Source organism: Nocardiopsis mwathae, from assembly GCF_014201195.1.
Taxonomy (GTDB): domain Bacteria; phylum Actinomycetota; class Actinomycetes; order Streptosporangiales; family Streptosporangiaceae; genus Nocardiopsis_C; species Nocardiopsis_C mwathae.
Window position 1 is genome coordinate 3,357,989 of record NZ_JACHDS010000001.1, and the last position, 18,356, is coordinate 3,376,344.

The following is an 18,356-nucleotide window of genomic DNA, read 5'->3' on the forward strand; positions in this document are numbered from 1 at the left end:
CCCCGCGAATCCGTTTTCCCACTGATACAGGCCAACGGCGGAACCCTGCGCAGGGTTCCGCCGTTGGCGTGTGATTTCGGCTCAGCCGACGGGGACGGCGAACTCCTCCAGCTTCCCGGCCAGGAGTGCCGGCACGTAGGCGTGCAGTGAGGTGCCGTCGCCGGTGTGCTGCTCGGCGACGATGCGCCCCTCTTCGTGCACGCGGGAAACCAGGTCGCCCCTCTCGTAGGGGAGCACAACCCGGACTTCCCGGTCGAGTTCGGGGAGCGCGTCGGAGACCGCGGCGATCAGCTCGGCCACGCCCTCGCCGGTGCGCGCGGACACCTCGACGGAGCGCGGCTCGCGGGTCCGCAGCTGCTTGAGCACGACCGGGTCGGCGGCGTCGACCTTGTTGAAGACGACGAGCTCGGCCACGTTCTGCGCGCCGATCTCGCCGAACACCTCGCGCACCGAGGACAACTGCTGCTCGGGGTCGGGGTGCGAAGCGTCGACCACGTGCAGGATCAGATCGGCGTCGGCGACCTCCTCCAGCGTCGACCGGAAGGCCTCCACCAGCTGGTGCGGCAGGTGCCGGACGAATCCGACGGTGTCGCTGAGGGTGAACGAGCGGCCGTCGGGCGTGCGCGCCTGGCGGACCGTCGGGTCCAGGGTCGCGAACAGGGCGTTCTCGACCAGGACACCGGCCCCGGTCAGCCGGTTGAGCAGGCTGGACTTGCCGGCGTTGGTGTATCCGGCGATGGCCACGGCCGGTACCTGGCGTACGCGGCGCTTGTCCCGCTTGACATCACGGGCCATGCCCATCTGGGTGAGCTGGCGGCGCAGCTTGGCCATCTTGGCGTTGATGCGGCGCCGGTCGGTCTCGATCTTGGTCTCACCGGGGCCGCGCAGTCCCACGCCGCCGTTGCCGCCGGCACGTCCGCCGGCCTGCCGGGACAGGGAGTCACCCCAGCCGCGCAGGCGCGGCAGGAGGTAGCTGAGCTGGGCGAGTTCGACCTGGGCCTTGCCCTCTCGACTGCGCGCGTGCTGGGCGAAGATGTCCAGGATGAGCGCGGTGCGGTCGATGACCTTCACCTTGACGACGTCCTCCAGCTGGCGCAGCTGGCCAGGGGTGAGCTCACCGTCGCAGATCAGGGTGTCCGCTCCGGTGCTCTCGACGATGTCGCGCAGTTCTCCGGCCTTGCCGCGGCCGACGTAGGTCGCGGGGTCGGGCTTGGGGCGGCGCTGGGTGGCACCTTCGAGCACCATCGCGCCGGCGGTCTCGGCGAGCTGCTTGAGCTCCATGAGCGAGTTGTCGGCGTCGGCCTGGGTACCGGTGGTCCACACACCGATGAGGACGACCCGCTCCAGGCGCAGCGAGCGGTACTCGACCTCGGTGACGTCGGTGAGTTCGGTGGACAGCCCTGCCACCCGGCGCAGCGCGTGGCGGTCGGCGAGTTCCATCTCCCCTTGGTCGGGGACCGCGGCGTCGCCGTGACCGGTTCCCGAGGCGAGGAGCGCATCGGTGTCCAGGTCTCCGACGGCGATCGCGTCACGGCCCGCGTCCATCGTGTCCGGCGCGTGCGTGCGCGCGGTGTGGTCGGAGCCGTGGTCGTACGTCTTATTCATATCCCTCCAGCAGGGGCAACGTCCCGGGGACGGCGGTTGTTCCCTGGGATGGTGACACGTCGCCGTGGTGTTGGCATCTGCTTTTCCGCCGCGCAAGAGTGGCTCATACCACGTCCTTCCCTCTGCACGCGAAGGGAAGCTCAAAAACGCGCCGATTTTCGCCGTGAATAAGTAGATTTCTTCCACACAGCGGAAAGTTTCGCGATGTGTGAGACCCTCACAACGTTGACCATGCCCCAGGCTCAAGAGTAGCGTCATATTCCACATAACAGAAGCAACTTTCGCTTTGTGGAAGGTTTTCCCATGGGCGCCACCAACGGGGTCGAGGTCACCGGCCCTCTGCACGAGCGGTACGACGAGATCCTCACCGATGACGCACTCGCGCTCATCGCCGATCTGCACCGGAGGTTCGAAGGTCGCCGCCAGGAACTGCTCGCCGCGCGCAAGCGCCGACAGGACGCCGTCTCGGCCGGGGCCGACCTCGACTTCCTCCCGGAGACGCGGGCCATCCGCGAGGACCCGAGCTGGAAGGTCGCGCCGCCCGCTCCAGGGATCACCGACCGCCGTGTGGAGATCACCGGCCCCACCGACCGCAAGATGACCATCAACGCGCTCAACTCCGGCGCCAAGGTGTGGCTGGCCGACTTCGAGGACGCCAACACCCCGCTGTGGGAGAACATGATCGGCGGCCAGCTCAACCTGCGGGACGCGCTGGACCGCACCATCGACTTCTCCACCCCGGAGGGCAAGAGCTACGCGCTGAAGGACGACGGCGAGCTCGCCACCATCGTGGTGCGGCCCCGCGGCTGGCACCTCGACGAGAAGCACATCCTCGTCGACGGCCGACGCACCTCCGGCGGCATCGTCGACTTCGCGCTCTACTTCTTCCACTGCGCGCGCCGCCAGCTCGACAAGGGCAAGGGCCCCTACTTCTACCTGCCCAAGATGGAGAGCCACCTCGAAGCGCGGCTGTGGAACGAGATCTTCGTCGCCGCCCAGGAGAAGCTCGGCATCCCGCGCGGCACCATCCGCGCCACCGTCCTCATCGAGACGATCCCCGCCGCCTTCGAGATGGAGGAGATCCTCTACGAGCTGCGCGAGCACTCCGCCGGGCTCAACGCCGGCCGATGGGACTACCTCTTCAGCATCATCAAGGTGCACCGCACCCGCGGTCGCCGCTTCCTGCTGCCCGAGCGCAACGCCGTCACCATGACCGCCCCGTTCATGCGCGCCTACACCGAGCTGCTGGTCAGCACCTGCCACAAGCGCGGCGCCTTCGCCATCGGCGGCATGGCCGCGTTCATCCCCAGCCGCCGCGACGCCGAGGTCAACGAGCGCGCCCTGGCCAAGGTGCGCGACGACAAGACCCGAGAGTCCGGCGACGGCTTCGACGGCTCGTGGGTGGCCCACCCCGACCTGGTCCCGGTCGCCATGGAGATCTTCGACGGCGTGCTCGGCGAGCGCCCCAACCAGCTCGACCGGCTCCGCGAGGACGTCGCCGTCAAGGCCGACGACCTGCTGGCCGTCGACGCCACCGAGGGCGGCATCACCGAGGCCGGACTGCGCTCCAACATCAACGTCGCCCTGCAGTACCTGGCCGCGTGGATCGGCGGGAACGGCGCCGTGGCCATCCACAACCTCATGGAGGACGCCGCCACCGCCGAGATCTCCCGCTCCCAGATCTGGCAGTGGCTGCACAACGACGTCACGCTCGACGACGGCCCCAAGGTCACCCGCGAGCTCGTCGACCGGATCATCGGCGAGGAACTCGCCGCCATCCGCGAGGCCGCCGGCGACGCCTTCGACACCGAGCTCTACGAACGCGCCACCGAGCTGTTCAAGGAGGTCGCGCTGGCCGACGACTACGCCGACTTCCTCACCCTTCCGGCCTACGAGCGGATGCCGTAACGTCGGGAGAATCCACCGGCCGGTGGGCGCCGCGGCACCCACCGGCCCCCGGTGCCATCGGACGGGGAGGGGCGATCCCCCATGCCGGAACCGGTCCGCGCGCTGATCCCGCGACTGCGCGCGATCTGCGGCGACGACGGCGTCATCACCGACACCGCGCAGCGCCGCACCTACGAGAGCGACGCGCTCACCTACCACGCCGCCGTGCCCGGAGTGGTGGTCCTGCCCACCGGCACCGAGCAGGTCGCCGCCGTGGTGCGGCTGTGCGCCGAGCACGGCGTGCCGTTCGTCCCGCGGGGGGCGGGGACCGGCCTGTCGGCCGGGGCACTGCCCCGCGACGACGGGGTCCTGGTCACCACCTCCCGGATGCGCCGCATCCACGAGATCGATATCGACAACGCGTGCGCCGTCGTCGAACCGGGCGTGGCCAACCTCGACATCACCCGGGCCGCGGCCCCGCACGGCTACTACTACGCGCCCGACCCCTCCAGCCAGCAGGTGTGCTCGGTAGGCGGCAACGTCGCGGAGAACTCCGGCGGGGCGCACTGCCTCAAGTACGGCTTCACCGCCAACCACGTCCTCGGCCTGGAGGTCGTGACCCCGGGCGGCGAGGTGGTGCGGCTGGGCGGGAAAGCCCCCGAGGCCCCCGGATACGACCTCATCGGGGCGTTCGTCGGCTCCGAAGGCACGCTCGGCATCGCCACCGAGATCACCGTGCGGCTGACCCGCGCGCCGGAGCGCGTGAGCACCGTCCTGGCCGCGTTCGCGACCACGGACGCCGGGGGCGCCGCAGTGTCGGCGATCATCGCCGCCGGTGTGCTGCCCTCGGCCGTGGAGATGATGGACGCCCTGTCCATCGAGGCCGCCGAGCAGGCGGTGGCCTGCGGCTACCCGAAGGGAGCGGGGGCCGTACTGATCGTCGAGCTCGACGGCCCCGCCTCCGACGTCGAGGCCTATGCCGCAGTGGTGGAGCGGCTCTGCCGCGAGGCCGGGGCCTTCGAGATCCGCGCGGCCGACGACCCCGACGAGCGGGCCCGCATCTGGAAGGGCCGCAAGTCGGCGTTCGCCGCCGTGGGCCGCATCAGTCCGGCCTACATCGTTCAGGACGGCGTGGTGCCCCGCACCGCCCTGCCCGACGTGCTGCGCCGCATCGCCGAGCTGTCGGCGCGGTCCGGGATCCGGGTGGCCAACGTCTTCCACGCCGGGGACGGCAACCTCCACCCGCTCGTGCTGTTCGACGACGCCGAACCCGGCGCGGCGGAGCGCGCCGCAGAGGTCTCCGGCGCCATCCTCGACCTGTGCATCGAGCACGGAGGCTCGATCACCGGCGAGCACGGGGTGGGCGTCGACAAGGCATGCCACATGCCGGCCATGTTCGGCCCGTCCGACCTGGACGCCTTCGACCGCCTGCGGCGGGCCTTCGATCCGCAGGGCATCGCCAACCCGGAGAAGCTGCTGCCCACGCCCCGGCTGTGCGGGGAGCGGCCCGCGGTGCGCAAGGGCGAGCACCCGCTGGTGGCCGAGGGCGCGGGCGACGTGTTCTGACCCCGCGTCCTGTCGTCGACGATGAGGAGGTAGCGAGCCGGTGGGATCGCGACGGGATGCCGAGGCGCTGGTCGACGCGCTGGGGGCGAGCGGGGCCGCGCTGCGCCCGGGCGGCGAGGAGGACGCCGTGGGCGGCTGTGTCCCCCGCATCGTGGCCGTACCTCCCGACCCCGGAGCGGCCGCGGCCCTGATGGCGGCCGCCGCCCGGCACCGGCTGGTGACGGTGGCGCGCGGGCACGGCACCAAGCCGGTCTGGGGCGGGGTGCCCGAGAGGTGCGACGTGCTCATCGACACCGGCCGCCTGAACGGGGTCGATCACGCCACCGGCGACCTGGTGGTGCGTGTCGGCGCAGGAACGCCGATGGCGGAACTGGAGGCGGAGCTGGCCAAGGCCGGGCAGCGGCTGTCGGTGGACGCCGTGGTGGCCGGATCGACCGTGGGCGGAGTCGTGGCGACCGGCCTTTCGGGGCCGTTGCGGCTGCTGCACGGGCCGGTGCGCGACCTGGTCATCGGCATGACGACGGTGCTCGCCGACGGCGCCACCGCGTCCTCCGGCGGCCGGGTGGTGAAGAACGTCGCAGGGTATGACCTCGGGAAACTACATACCGGAGCGCTGGGGACGCTGGGCCTGATCACGTCGGTGACGTTCCGGCTGCACCCCGTCCCCCCGGCCCGCCGATTCGTGCGCGTTTCCGTGGAACCCGGCGACTCCGCCGCGGTCTGCGACGCCGCGCGGGCGCTGCGGGCGTCCCAGCTCGTCCCTTCCGCCATCGAGCTGGACTGGCCGGTGGACGGCCCGCCCGAGCTGCAGGTGCTGGTCGAGGGGGCCGAGTCCGGGGTCGGGCGGCGAGCCGCCGCAGCCGCGGCGCTGCTCGGCGGCCGGGCCGGGGTCGGCACGGAGCCGCCCGAGGGGTGGGGCGAGCTCCCCGGTGCCCCCGATGACCTGCTGCTCAAGCTGGCCTACCCCCTCACGGGGCTTCCCGAGGCGCTCGACGTACTGCGCTCCGCCGCTGCGGACGCCGGGGTCGGGGTGGCCGTCCGCGGGTCGGCCGGCACCGGCATCATGTATGCGGCGCTGCCCCGGTCCGCCGCCGCGGAGGAGGCCGCCGTCGACGCCGTGTCCCGGCTGCGCGCCGCACCCGGCGACGGCCGGGCCTCCTTCCCCGACGCCGCGCGGGCGCCCCGCCCCCGCCACCCGCACCTGCCAGGGGCGCGGGACGAGATCCCCGGGCTGGCGCTGATGCGCGCGGTGAAGGACCGCTTCGACCCCCACCACCTGCTGTCGCCCGGGCGGATCGCGGGTGGTGTCTGACGCCCTGGCAGCCTCGGGGCGATGCGCCGACCACGACCGCGGTTGAGGAGGTCGAAGAGGACCTTTGCACCCTTCCCCTCGTGAACGGGAGGGTTCCCGGCTCGGGTCGCCTGTCCGCCCGGCGGGCGGCCAGGTCGTCCACCCTCGCCACTGGCCAGGCCGGTTCCGCCCCGGAAACCGCAAGGCCCGAAGTATCGAAAGGAGTCGCCGTGGCGGCCTGGCTCTCACACGGCGCGCCGTGCGCGCTCGGTTCTCGCACCGCACAGCGAGCGGTTCACCCCTGCCTGCGGGCGGGGATCGGCCCTTGCCGTGACTCCCCGTCCCCCGCCCTGCTCCGCAGAAGTCCGATTCCTCCCCGGCCTGAAGGCCGCCGCATTCGAGGAGAAAGCCGGTGAACGACGGCCACACCACCCACGACATCCCCGGCGCCGGCGCCCATGCCGAGCGCTCGTTCTCCGACCTGCTCGGCGACTGCGTGCACTGCGGGTTCTGCCTGCCCACCTGCCCCACCCACGTGCTGTGGGGCCAGGAGATGGACTCGCCGCGCGGCCGCATCCACCTGATGGGGCAGGTCGAGCAGGAGGACGTGCTGACCGACGCGGCCGTCCGCCACTTCGACAACTGCCTGGGCTGCCTGGCCTGCGTTTCGGCCTGTCCCTCGGGGGTGGCCTACGACGCGCTGCTGGAGAGCACCCGTGCCCGGGTCGAGGAGGAGCACCCGAGGGGCCGGGGCGAGCGGCTGCTGCGCGCGGCGATCTTCGCGCTGTTCCCCTATCGGCGCCGACTCGACCTGCTGCGCGGCCCGCTCCGCGCCTACCAGGCCTCCGGCCTGTCCGGGCCGCTGCGCCGCTCCGGGCTGCTCGACCGCCTGTCCCCCGTGCTGGCCACGATGGAACGCGTGGCGCCGCCCCTGAGCGGCGGGGTGCCCCGGCTGCCCGGGTTCGTGGCCGCGCGCGGGCGGCGCCGGGCCGTGGTCGGGATGCTCACCGGGTGCGTGCAGGGGGCGTTCTTCCCGCAGGTCAACACGGCGACCGCACGGGTTCTGGCAAGCGAGGGCTGCGACGTGGTGATCCCGCGCGGCCAGGGCTGCTGCGGCGCGCTGTCAGCGCACGCGGGGAGGGCTGCGGAGGCGGCCCGATTCGCCGACGCCACGGTCGCGATGTTCGACCGCGCCGGCGTGGAGACGGTCGTGGTCAATTCCGCCGGGTGCGGCAGCACCATGAAGCACTACGGGCGGGTGCTGCGGGAGGCGGGCGCCCCGGATGCACGGGTGCGCCGCGCCGAGGAGCTCGCCTCCCGCGTCGTCGACCTCACCGAGTTCCTGGCCGAGCTGGGGCCCCGGGCGCGGCGGCATCCGCTGCCCGTTCGGGCGGCCTACCACGACGCGTGCCACCTTTCCCACGGCCAGGGCGTCGCGGCCGCTCCCCGCGCGCTGCTGGCGGCCGTCCCCGAGCTGGACCTGTGCGATCTGCCCAACCCCGACATCTGCTGCGGTTCGGCGGGTGTGTACAACCTGCTGCGGCCCGGTCCCGCGGCCGAGCTCGGTGACCGCAAGGGTGCGGACGTGCGCTCCACCGGCGCCGACCTGCTGGTCGCGGGGAACCCGGGGTGTTCACTGCAGATCGCCTCGGCGATGGAGCGCACGGGTCGTGCCATCGCGGTCGCGCACACCGCCCAGGTCCTCGACGCCTCGATCCGCGGCCTGCCGCCGACGGCCCTCGTGACCACCCCCGCTCCCCGCCCCTGAACCGCCCGTTCGCCCACGCCTGAGGAGGGGGCGGTCAGGGCGTGTCGAGGTAGCCGATGTCGGCGTAGTCGAGGGTGCCGAAGCCGACCGCGCCGAGGTTGGCGATGTCGTGGCGCGCCGCCACCAGTTCGGGGCGCTGGTAGAGCGGCAGGGTGTGCCCGGCCTCCCACAGCAGGCGGTCGGCCTCGTTGATGCGGCGCAGTGCCTCGTCGGGATCGAGGGTCTCCAGTGCCCCCTCCAAGGCACGGTCGATCTCCGGGGAGGAGATGCGGCCGACGTTGGCCCGCCACTCCGGCGTACCGTCGGCCCCGGTCACCGGGCTGCTCCACTGCTGCAGGGTCGCCGAGAGCGGGAATCCGCCGCCGGTGTTGACGAAGGCGACCATGTCGTAGCGGCCGGGCAGCACGTAGTCGCTGAACAGCTTGTCGCCGGCCACGGGGTCGATGCGCACGTCGATGCCGATGTCGGCGAGCATGCCCTGCACGAGTTCGGCCTCGTCCCGGGCGGGGCTGTGGCCGCGCGGTACCAGGAAGTCGACGCTGAGCGGGGTTCCGCCCCTGGTACGGGTGCCGCCTTCCGGTGGGACCGTCCACCCCGCGGCGTCCAGGAGCTCGCGCGCGTGCTCCGGGTCGAAGTCGCCCCACGTGCCGCTGTTGTCCGCGTACCCGTGGCGGCCCTCCAGCAGGAGGTGGTTGCCCAGCGGGGCGCGCGGCGGCTCGATCGAACCGAACGCGGCCTGGATCAGGACCTCGCGGTCGATGCCCTGGAAGACGGCGTGCCGCACGTCCACGTCGGAGAGCATGTCGCTCTGCCCGTTGAGGGTGATGTGCCGGTAGTCGGGGGCCAGGGCCGCGCGGACCTCGCCGTCGGCGGCCGAGGAGGCGCGCTCGTAGGAGGCGGAGTCCAGGGGAAGCGCGTAGGTGTCGATGCCGCCGTCGAGGAACGCGCTGTCCAGCGCCTCGGGGGCCATCGTGCGGAAGATGATGCGGTCCAGCTTGGCCGGGGTGCCCCACCAGTCCTCGGAGCGCCGCACGGTCAGGGTCTGCGCACCCCGATCGATCCCGTCGAACGCGAAGGGGCCGGCGGTGACGGGGATGTCCTCTCGGTAGCCGGTGTCGAAGCGGTCCGCCGACTCGGTGTAGGCGGCGGGCAGGAGCGGCGCGAACAGGGCGGCGTACTCCGCGAACGGCCGGTCGAAGGCGATGACGACCTCGAACTCGTCCTTTCCCGCGTCGACCGAGGAGATCCGGTCGTAGCCGACACCGCCGAGGGTCCGGTATCCGGGCTGCTCACCCGCGAGCGCCCGCGCCATGGCCGCGTAGTCGCGCCAGGTGATCGGGGTCCCGTCCGACCAGCGGGCCTCGGGGTTCAGCCGCAGGGTGAGGACCTGTCTCCCGCCCGCTCCGTCGGAGGAGCGGACCTCGACGTCCTCGACGTAGTCGGGGTCGGGGGCGGCGACACCGTCCTCATCGGTCCGGAAGGGGTAGGGCATCAGCGCCGCCATGACGGTGCCGACCGTAGCCAGGTTGCCGTCGGCGTGGTGCGGGTTCCATTGGGCGGGGAACTCGTTGAGCCCCCAGCGCAGGGTTCCGCCCTCGGTGAGCTCGTCCCGGTCGGCCGGGTTCAGCGCCGAGGCCGCCACCGCCTCGGCGCGGTTGTCGGCCGCCGCCTCATCGTCGCCGTTCCGGCAGGACGCCGCGGCGATCGCGATCAGCAGAACGGACGCCGCGACCCCGACGGCCCTGCTCGTCCCCGCTCGCACTCGTCTCTCCCCCTGCGTCGACGTCCGTCGGCCGTCCGCCGCGGTCGGGCGGCCGAGCGGGGCGGCCGCGTACCGGTCATGGAACTGGTCATAGATGGAACTGGTCATAGAAGGTGTGGCCGGATGGCGTCTCCCCCGGCCGCACCGTGGGAGTGAGGGGGTGCGGCAGGCGGCGTCCATCGGCACTATCGGAACAATTCGGAAATTCTACTCCGTCGGCGACCGCGAGAGGCGCCTTGGGAGCAGGTCACCGGGCAGGTCACGCCCGCGCACGGCGACCTCCGGGCAGTTCCCCGGCCCTGCGCCCCGTGCTCGCACACCGTTCGCCTCCCCTGCCCCACCGGCCCCGGTACTCAACCGCCCGCACCATCGCCCTGCACCTTCCCCTCCCTCCCCTGGCGCACCCTCACCCGGTCCGGACCCGCGGGTCGAGCATCACCCGGACCACGTCCAGCAGTGCGCCGGTCAGCAGCACGCACAGCGCACCGAAGCACAGCACCGCGGCCACCGCGTTCACGTCGCCGTGGCCCACCGAGTCGATGAGCAGTTCACCCATCCCGTGCACACCGAACACCTTCTCCACGATGACCGCGCCCGTGAACATCGCCGCCATCGAATAGCCCAGGTAGGTCGTGGCCGGAATGAGCGACGAGCGCAGCGCGTGCACGGTCAGCGCCCTGCCCCGGGTCAGCCCCTTGGCGCGGGCGGTTCGAACGTAGTCCGCCGACGCCGCCTCCGCCATCACGCCCCGCTGGAAGCGGCTGAAGACGGCGATCTGCGGGAGGGCGATGGCGAGGGTGGGCAGCACGAGGTGGCGCGCCCGGTCGGCGGCCTCGCCCCAGAAGCCGGCGGACAGCCCGGGGGTCGACTCCCCCGTCGTCCGCAGCAGCTCCACCCCGGTCACCTGGTTGACCCACAGCGCCGCCGCCTGCAGGAGCACCGCGACCACCACCACCGGGATCGAGATCAGCACCACCGACGCCGCCGTGCCGACCCGGTCGGCCACTCCGTACCGGCGGCTGCCCGTCCACGCTCCCACCAGCACGCCGACCACCCCGCCCACGACGACGCCCAGCGCCAGCAGACGCAGACTCGCGCCGACGCGGTGGGCGATCTCGCCGTTGACCGGGCGCCCGTCCCAGGTACTGCCGAAGTCGCCGGTCACGACGCCCGACGCCCAGGTGAGGTAGCGCTCGCCGAGCGGGACCGCGTCGCTCAGGTTGCGCTCGGCCAGCATCTGCTCCACGACCTGCGGCGGCGGGGGCGGGCGCTGGCCCTCGTAGTTCTCCCGCGGGTTGAGGGCGAGCGCCGCGAGGAGATAGGCACAGCTGCACACGACGGCCAGCAGCACCACGTGGCCGGCCATCCTGCGCAGCAGGAAGCGCGCGGCGGCGCTCACCCCAGGCGCGCCTCGTCGACCTCGCCCTCGGCGAGGATCACGGCCGGGCCGCGCAGCCGGGCGCCGTCGGCGTCCAGGTAGACGATGCACTCACCGCCCGGAACGCGCACCCGCCACGTGGCGCCTTCGCCGGGGGGTGTCGCGGCCGCGGCGGCGGCCACGATGCCGGTGCCGCACGAGCGCGTCTCCGCGGAGCCGCGCTCGTACACCCGCATCTCCAGCACGCCGGGGGCGGTCTCGGCGAAGACCTCGACGTTGGCGCCCTCGGGGAAGTCGGCCGGGTCCAGGACCGGCCTCGCGGTGAGGTCGATCTCTGCTACCGGCCGGTCCACCGGGCAGGCCAGGTGCGGGTTGCCCACCGAGACGCGGGTGCCGTGGACGGTGCCGTCGGCCAGCGCCGCCGACCCCTTGCCGAGGATCTCCGGGCGGCCCATGTCGACGGTGACGTCGCCGTCGGCCTCGATGGCGACGTGCCGCGCCCCGGCCCGGGTACCGACGCCGAACGCGGTACCCTCGCTCAGCCCCGACGCGATGAGGTAGCGGGCGAAGACGCGGACCCCGTTGCCGCACATCTCGGCGAGGCTGCCGTCGGCGTTGCGGTAGTCCATGAACCACTCGCAGGAGGCCGCGGAGGCCGCCGCCTCGGGCAGCACCTCGCCCAGCGCCCGGGTGCGGACCACGCGCAGCACTCCGTCTCCGCCGATTCCGGCGCGGCGGTCGCACAGCGCGGCGACCATCGCGGGGGTGAGGTCCAGCGAACCGTCGGGGTCGGGGAGGATCACGAAGTCGTTCTCGGTGCCGTGGCCTTTGGCGAATCGCATGTCGATCATCCTAGGAGCAAACAGGTCCAAGCGCTGTCAGACTGGACCGATGAGCAGTGTGAACAGAGTGCTCGCGGTCGTCGGCGCGACCGCGGCCGGCAAGTCCGACCTGGCCGTGGAACTCGCCCTGCGGCTGGCCGAGCGCGGGACGCCCGGGGAGATCATCAACGCCGACTCCATGCAGCTCTACCGCGGCATGGACATCGGGACCGCCAAGCTCACCGTGGCCGAGCGGCGCGGCGTGCCGCACCACCTGCTCGATATCTGGGACGTCACCGAGACCGCCGACGTCGCCCGCTACCAGCGGCTGGCCCGCGGGCTCATCGACGACATCCGGGCGCGCGGCGGCGTGCCGATCCTGGTCGGGGGGTCGGGGCTGTACATCCGCGGAGCCCTGGACCACCTGGACTTCCCCGGAACCGACCCCCGGGTACGGGCGCGGTTGGAGGCCGAGCTGGCCGAGTTCGGCCCCGGTCCGCTGCACGCCCGGCTGGCCGAACGCGACCCGGCGGCGGCCGAGGCCATCCTGCGCGGCAACGGGCGCCGCATCGTGCGGGCGCTGGAGGTCATCGAGGTCACCGGTCGCCCGTTCACCGCGACCATGCCCCAGCACGTGTCCCGCTACCCGTGTACGCAGGTCGGCCTGTCGGTGCCCCGCCCCGAGCTGGACGAGCGCATCGAGCTGCGCGTCGACCGCATGTGGGAGGCCGGGCTGGTGGAGGAGGTCCGCCACCTGGAGAAGCACGGGCTTCGGGAGGGCCGCACCGCCTCGCGGGCGCTCGGCTACGCCCAGGTCCTCCGCTTCCTCGCCGCCGAGCAGGGCCTGCCGGGCGAGGACGGCACGGTCGTGGACTACGACGAGGCGGCAGCGCGCGCGGACACCGTCCGCTCCACCCGCAGGTTCGCCCGCCGCCAGGACTCCTGGTTCCGCCGCGATCCGCGGATCGACTGGCTCCCCTACGACGCCCCCGACCTCGCCGACCGCGCGCTGGAGCTGGCCGAGGCCGCCGGCCACCGCTGATCCTCTCTGCGCCGATCCCGGATCCGTCCGGGAGTAAAGGCGCGCTCGGGGCCCGCCTCTCCCCGAGAACGCCCCTCGGGGAGGGCGGAGGGGGTCAGTTCCAGGTGGCGCAGAAGTACCCGACGCCATAGGGGGCCGTGTGGGCGAGAAGGCGGCCGCGCAGGCCGGAACCGTCCGCAGCGCCGGCGAGGGTCTGCCAGGCCGCACGGCCGGCGGCCATCAGCTCATCGGCGAGGCGCGGGTCGAGCGCGGACAGCCCTTCGACGTCGGCGTCGGCCAGCGCGGCGGCCACGGAGTCGTCGAAGCCGACGGCGCGGTCGTCGAAGCGCCCGGGTGAGGCGGTGGTACGCCGGGCGCTCCCGTCGCCCATCACCAGGAGCGCGAGGCGCGGCACCGATGCGGCCAGCTCGGCGCCGCGCACCAGGCACTCCTCGGGACGGGCGTCGCGGGCCACCTCCGCGTAGCGGGACGGCGCCGCTCCCCCGCGTTCGGCCAGCCAGCGGCCGACGGTGAGCGGGTGCGGCAGCACCGCCGGGGCCGGACCGACCTCTAGGGGGACGCCGAAGGGCGCCAGACTGCCTCCGGCGTCGGCGCCGTGAACCCGGTTCTCCTCGCCGGCCCCGACCACGACGAGCTCGTCGGGGCCGGCCGCGACCAGGTCGGCCACGGCCCGGTCGCAGGCGGCGCGCAGTGCGTCGAGTTCGGCGGCGGCTCCGCGGGCGATCTGGGGGACGAGCAGCGGCGGGTGCGGGCACACGGCGGCGGTGATCAACACAGGGCGAGGGTATCGGGTCGCCGTTTCGACGGTTCCTCGGGACACGTGGCCCTTGCCACCCCATCCGTCCCCGCGTACGTTCGACTCTGTGACCGGATTTCTCATCCGGTCACAGAGTCATGATCACAACGGGAGTGGCGGAGCGGCGTGGCACCGAACGAGCGGATCGACCGGGCGCCGGAGGGGGCGACGGCCCCCGGGCGCGACATGCGTGCGGAGCGCATCCTCGACACCGCCGGGGAGCTGCTGGTCGCGTGGGGGTATCGGCGGGTCACGATCGACGAGGTCGCCCGCCGGGCGGGCGTCGGCAAGGGCACCGTCTACCTGCACTTCAGCACCAAGGAAGCACTGTTCCTGACCGTGCTGATGCGCTCGCAGGCCGCGCTGTGCGCGACCTTCGTCCAGGCGATGCGCGCGGACCCGGCCCAGATCCTCCCCGGCCGGCTGGCCGAACGGGGCTTCCGGGCGGTCATGGAGGACCCCATCATCCGCGCCGTCACCGTCGTGGACACCGACACCCTGGGCACCCTGGCCCGCAGCGCACCCGAGCTCATCGGCGACCTGATGGCCTTCCGGGACCGCAGCGACACCGAGTACTTCCGCCTGCTGCGCGAGCACGGCATCGTGCGCACCGACCTCCCGGCCCCCGCGCAGCGCTACGCCTTCAAGGCGACCGTCACCGGCTTCATGACGCTGGACAGCCTCACCGGCGGACGGGACGCGGACCCCGACACCGCCACCAAGATCGATGCGCTGGCCAGGACCGTGGGCGCGGCCTTCGATGCCGATACCCGGCCCGAGGTCCTGCGTGCGGCGGCACCGCGGGTCATCGACCTCTACGAGCGCCTGGAGGAGCGGATCCGCGACGAGATCGACCGGCAGAAACGCACCTGAGGTGCGACACCGCGACCGGATACCCGAGGAGTGGACGCCATGACCCCCCGGACGCCCGACATCGAGCCCACCACCGCAGCAGAGCCGGGCACCGCCCACCTGATGGACCCGGAATTCGTCCGCGAGCCGTACGGCGCCTGGGCGCGCATCCGCGAGCACGGGCCGGTCGTCCCCGGCTATTTCGTGGACGGCTTCCCGCTGTGGGTCGTCACCCGGCACGAAGACGCGCGGGCCGTGCTGAGCGACCCGCGCTTCGCCAACGACTCGGCCTCGGTCCCGGGCGTCGAGACGAACGAGCGCACCGCGCTGATGCGGCACTTCGGCATCCCCGAGGACTACATCCCCTATCTGGCGGAGTCGGTCCTGGACGCCGACGGGGCCGACCACACCCGGCTGCGCAAGCTCGTCTCCCGCGCCTTCACCGTGCGTCGGGTCAACGAATTGCGGCCGCGTGTCGAGGAGATCACCGAGCAACTGCTCGACCGGCTCCCAGGCGAGGCCGAGGACGGTGTCGTCGACCTCATCGAGCACTTCGCCTACCCGATGCCCATCACCGTCATCTGCGAGATGGTCGGCGTCCCCGACGAGGACCGGCCGCTGTGGCTGAAGTGGAGCCACGACCTGGTGTCGACCGACACCGACGCGATGGGTGCCGCGGTGGTGGAGCTGGTCGATCACCTCAAAGCCATGGTCGAACGGCGCCGGGCCGCGCCGCGTGACGACCTCATCGACGCGCTGATCCGCATTCAGGACGAGGACGGTTCCCGGCTCGGCGAGGCGGAGCTGGTCACCATGGTGCTCAGCCTGGTGGTCGCCGGGCACGAGACCACGGCGCACCTGCTCGGCAACGGCACCGCCGCGCTGCTCACCCACCCCGACCAACTGGAGCTGCTGCGCCGGGACGAGAGCCGCGCCCCGGCGGCCGTGCACGAGCTGCTGCGGTGGTGCGGCCCGGTCCTGGTGACGCGCCCGCGCTTCGCGACCGAGGACGTCACGGTCGCCGGCACCCTGATCCGCCAGGGCGAGCGGGTCCTGGTGGTGCTCGTCTCGGCCGACCGCGACCCGCGTCGCTTCGACGAGCCCGACCGACTCGACATCACCCGGCGCCCGGCCACCCGCGGGGAACAGCACATCGCCTTCGGCCACGGCGCCCACTACTGCCTCGGCGCCGCCCTGGCCCGCCAGGAGGGCGAGGTCGGCTTCACCCGCCTGCTGCACCGCTTCCCGGGCCTGTCCCTCGCGGTCCCGGAGGAGGAGCTGGAATGGGCCCCGCGCCCGGGCATGCGCCGACTCGCCCGGCTGCCCGTCCGGCTGTGAGGCGGCGGGCCCGGTGAGCCCGCCGGGGCGGGCCGCCCCGGACCCGGGCGGCCCGCACTGCGCATAGCCTGGACGGTCGTCGACGGTCATCGGTCGGCCGACGACGGCGGGTCGGGAAGAGAGGCGGGCAATGCCGCAGGTTCCGCGGGTCGTGATCGCGGCCCCGGCGTCGGGGAGCGGGAAGACCACGGTCGCCACCGGGCTCATGGCCGCGCTCGCGGCACGGGGCGCGCGCGTGTCCGGACACAAGGTCGGACCGGACTACATCGACCCCGGGTACCACGCGCTCGCCACCGGAAGGCCGCCGCGCAACCTCGATCCGGTGCTGTGCGGCGAGGACCGGGTCGTTCCACTGTTCCGGCACGGCGCCGCCGGCGCGGACATCGCCGTGGTCGAGGGCGTGATGGGCCTGTTCGACGGCGCCTCCGAGCCCCGGCACTTCCACGGCCCCGGCGACTTCGCCTCGACCGCGCACGTCGCCGGGCTGCTCGGCGCGCCCGTCGTGCTGGTCGTGGACGCCGCCCGGACCAGCCGATCCATCGCCGCGCTGGTCCACGGCTTCTGCACGTATGAGACGCGGGTGCGTGTGGGCGGGGTGATCCTCAACCGGGTCGGCTCCGACCGGCACGAGGAGCTGCTGCGCGACGCCCTGGAGGACGCGGGGGTGCCGGTCCTGGGCGCGATCCGGCGGCATTCCGCGGTCGAGACGCCGTCGCGCCACCTCGGTCTCATCCCCGCCGCCGAGCGCGCGGACGCCGCGCGCGCGGCGGTGGACGCGCTCGGCTCACTGATCGCCGACTCCTGCGACCTGGACGCGATCGTCGCGCTGGCGCGCGGCGCCGCCCCGCTGCCGGGACCCCCCTGGAGCCCCGATGCTGAGCTGGCGGCGCCGCCGGGCGCCGAGCCGCGGGCGCCCTCCGTCCCGGCACGCGTCGCGGTCGCCGGCGGCCCCGCCTTCACCTTCTCCTACACCGAGCAGACCGAACTGCTGCGGGCCGGCGGCGCCGAGGTGGTCGCCTTCGACCCGTTGCGCGACGAGAAGCTCCCCGCCGACACCGCCGGCCTCGTCATCGGCGGCGGGTTTCCCGAGATGCACGCCGCCGAGCTCTCCCGCAACGCCCCGCTGCGCGCCGCCGTCGCCGACCTCGCCGACCGCGGCGCCCCGATGGCCGCCGAGTGCGCGGGACTGCTCTACCTCGCGCGCGAACTGGACGGCGCCCCGATGTGCGGTGTCATCCCGGCCTCGGCACGGATGACGGAGCGCCTGACCCTCGGCTACCGCGCCGCCGTCGCGGTACGCGACTCCGTTCTGGCCGGCGCCGGTACTCGGGTGCACGGCCACGAGTTCCACCGCACCGAGCTGACTCCGTCCCGCGGCACCGACCCCGCCTGGCAGTGGCGATCCGGTGGCGGCGAGGGGTTCGCGAGTGCCACCCTGAACGCCTCCTACCTCCATGTGCACTGGGCCGGCGCCCCCGCCCTGGCCGCCCGTTTCCTCGGGTCGGTACGCGGATTCGCCGAGACGAAGGGCAGGTCCGACCGATGAGCGCCGCCACCGCCTCGACCATGCCGGTCGTCATCCTGAAGACCGAGCGGCTGACCCTGCGCGCCTTCACCGAGGCCGACATCGACGACGTCTACGCCGCGGTGCGGGATCCCCTGATCCAGACGTGGCTGCCGCTCCCCGAGCCCGGGGTGCCCTACACCCGTGCCGACGCCGAGGAGTGGTGCCTGACCGGTGCCCCGGAGTCCCGTGCCGGAGGCGACGGGCAGAACTGGGCTGTCACCGATCGCCGGACGGGCCGCTTCCTCGGGTCCGTCGGGCTGACGCGCACGATGTGGGTGGTCCGGTCGACCGAGGTCGGGTACTGGACGGCCCCGTGGTCGCGCGGCACGGGCGTCGCCGCGGAGGCCGTGACCGCGGTCTCCCGCTGGGCGCTGGACCAGGGCCTGGAGCGCGTGGTCCTGCGGGCCGCGACCGCCAACACCGCCTCCCGCCGCGTGGCGGAGAAGTCGGGATTCGCCTTCGAGGGCATCGAACGCAACGCGATGCTCCTCCACGAGGGCCGTGCCGACCTGGCCCTCTACAGCCTGATCCCGTCCGACCTGGGGAAGCCCCCGGAGGACGGAACCCGCTGACGCCGCTTGCCTGCCGAGGTCCGGACAGGGTCAGGGTGGTCGGGGTCCACCGGGGCCTTGTCAGCGTTCCCCTGCACGGTGTCCCGTGGAGACGAGCGGCAGCGACGAGGA

Annotated in this window: 14 protein-coding genes; 9 read left to right on the forward strand and 5 right to left on the reverse strand. The window is 73.1% G+C overall.

What is annotated here, in order from left to right; genetic code table 11:
• Positions 1 to 81 precede the first annotated feature (81 nt).
• Positions 82 to 1,605, reverse strand: a complete 1,524-nt coding sequence (gene hflX, locus HNR23_RS14480; RefSeq protein WP_184076077.1) for a GTPase HflX — start codon at positions 1,603 to 1,605, stop codon at positions 82 to 84.
• Between the two features lie 303 nt (positions 1,606 to 1,908).
• On the opposite strand from hflX, the gene aceB reads away from it, so the two are divergent.
• From aceB to HNR23_RS14500, 4 genes are all read left to right on the forward strand, one after another.
• Positions 1,909 to 3,513 (forward strand): malate synthase A, encoded by a 1,605-nt coding sequence (aceB, locus tag HNR23_RS14485; RefSeq protein ID WP_184076078.1) that lies wholly within the window; start codon positions 1,909 to 1,911, stop codon positions 3,511 to 3,513.
• 81 nt (positions 3,514 to 3,594) lie between these two features.
• Positions 3,595 to 5,058, forward strand: coding sequence for an FAD-linked oxidase C-terminal domain-containing protein (locus HNR23_RS14490; RefSeq protein WP_184076079.1), 1,464 nt, complete (start codon positions 3,595 to 3,597; stop codon positions 5,056 to 5,058).
• A 40-nt stretch (positions 5,059 to 5,098) separates the two neighbouring features.
• Entirely contained in the window at positions 5,099 to 6,370 is a 1,272-nt protein-coding gene (locus tag HNR23_RS14495) for an FAD-binding protein (protein WP_184076080.1), read from the forward strand.
• A gap of 391 nt (positions 6,371 to 6,761) precedes the next feature.
• A complete protein-coding gene (locus HNR23_RS14500) occupies positions 6,762 to 8,117 on the forward strand; it encodes a (Fe-S)-binding protein (protein ID WP_343070565.1) in 1,356 nt (451 codons plus the stop codon).
• A 34-nt stretch (positions 8,118 to 8,151) separates the two neighbouring features.
• Here HNR23_RS14500 and HNR23_RS14505 read toward each other — a convergent pair whose 3' ends face one another.
• The 3 genes from HNR23_RS14505 to dapF all read right to left on the reverse strand — a co-directional run bounded on the left by HNR23_RS14505 (position 8,152) and on the right by dapF (position 12,099).
• Complete coding sequence (locus HNR23_RS14505; RefSeq protein ID WP_184076081.1) at positions 8,152 to 9,987, reverse strand: ABC transporter family substrate-binding protein; 1,836 nt, start codon at positions 9,985 to 9,987, stop codon at positions 8,152 to 8,154.
• 298 nt (positions 9,988 to 10,285) lie between these two features.
• Positions 10,286 to 11,278 carry an ABC transporter permease subunit gene (locus tag HNR23_RS14510; protein ID WP_184076082.1) on the reverse strand — a complete coding sequence of 331 codons (993 nt, stop codon included), beginning with the start codon at positions 11,276 to 11,278 and terminating at the stop codon, positions 10,286 to 10,288.
• Positions 11,275 to 12,099: a diaminopimelate epimerase gene (gene dapF, locus HNR23_RS14515; RefSeq protein ID WP_184076083.1), complete on the reverse strand. Its 825-nt coding sequence runs from the start codon at positions 12,097 to 12,099 to the stop codon at positions 11,275 to 11,277. The genes HNR23_RS14510 and dapF overlap by 4 nt, the downstream gene beginning before the upstream one ends.
• A 49-nt stretch (positions 12,100 to 12,148) precedes the next feature.
• On the opposite strand from dapF, the gene miaA reads away from it, so the two are divergent.
• Positions 12,149 to 13,120: a tRNA (adenosine(37)-N6)-dimethylallyltransferase MiaA gene (gene miaA / locus HNR23_RS14520; protein ID WP_221308118.1), complete on the forward strand. Its 972-nt coding sequence runs from the start codon at positions 12,149 to 12,151 to the stop codon at positions 13,118 to 13,120.
• 94 nt (positions 13,121 to 13,214) lie between these two features.
• Here the strand turns inward: miaA and HNR23_RS14525 are convergent, their stop codons facing one another.
• Positions 13,215 to 13,895 (reverse strand): class III extradiol ring-cleavage dioxygenase family protein, encoded by a 681-nt coding sequence (locus HNR23_RS14525; RefSeq protein ID WP_184076084.1) that lies wholly within the window; start codon positions 13,893 to 13,895, stop codon positions 13,215 to 13,217.
• 147 nt (positions 13,896 to 14,042) lie between these two features.
• Here HNR23_RS14525 and HNR23_RS14530 point away from each other — a divergent pair, with 147 nt between their 5' ends.
• The 4 genes from HNR23_RS14530 (at position 14,043) to HNR23_RS14545 (ending at position 18,245) form a co-directional block, all read left to right on the forward strand.
• Positions 14,043 to 14,789 carry a TetR/AcrR family transcriptional regulator gene (locus tag HNR23_RS14530; RefSeq protein WP_343070566.1) on the forward strand — a complete coding sequence of 249 codons (747 nt, stop codon included), beginning with the start codon at positions 14,043 to 14,045 and terminating at the stop codon, positions 14,787 to 14,789.
• Positions 14,790 to 14,828: 39 nt separating this feature from the next.
• Positions 14,829 to 16,106 carry a cytochrome P450 family protein gene (locus HNR23_RS14535; protein ID WP_184076085.1) on the forward strand — a complete coding sequence of 426 codons (1,278 nt, stop codon included), beginning with the start codon at positions 14,829 to 14,831 and terminating at the stop codon, positions 16,104 to 16,106.
• Between the two features lie 130 nt (positions 16,107 to 16,236).
• Positions 16,237 to 17,652, forward strand: coding sequence for a cobyrinate a,c-diamide synthase (locus HNR23_RS14540; RefSeq protein ID WP_184076086.1), 1,416 nt, complete (start codon positions 16,237 to 16,239; stop codon positions 17,650 to 17,652).
• The gene (locus HNR23_RS14545; RefSeq protein ID WP_184076087.1) at positions 17,649 to 18,245 is read left to right on the forward strand and encodes a GNAT family N-acetyltransferase; all 597 of its coding nucleotides are present in this window, start codon (positions 17,649 to 17,651) and stop codon (positions 18,243 to 18,245) included. Before HNR23_RS14540 ends, HNR23_RS14545 begins: the two co-directional genes overlap by 4 nt.
• The last annotated feature ends 111 nt before the right edge of the window (positions 18,246 to 18,356 follow it).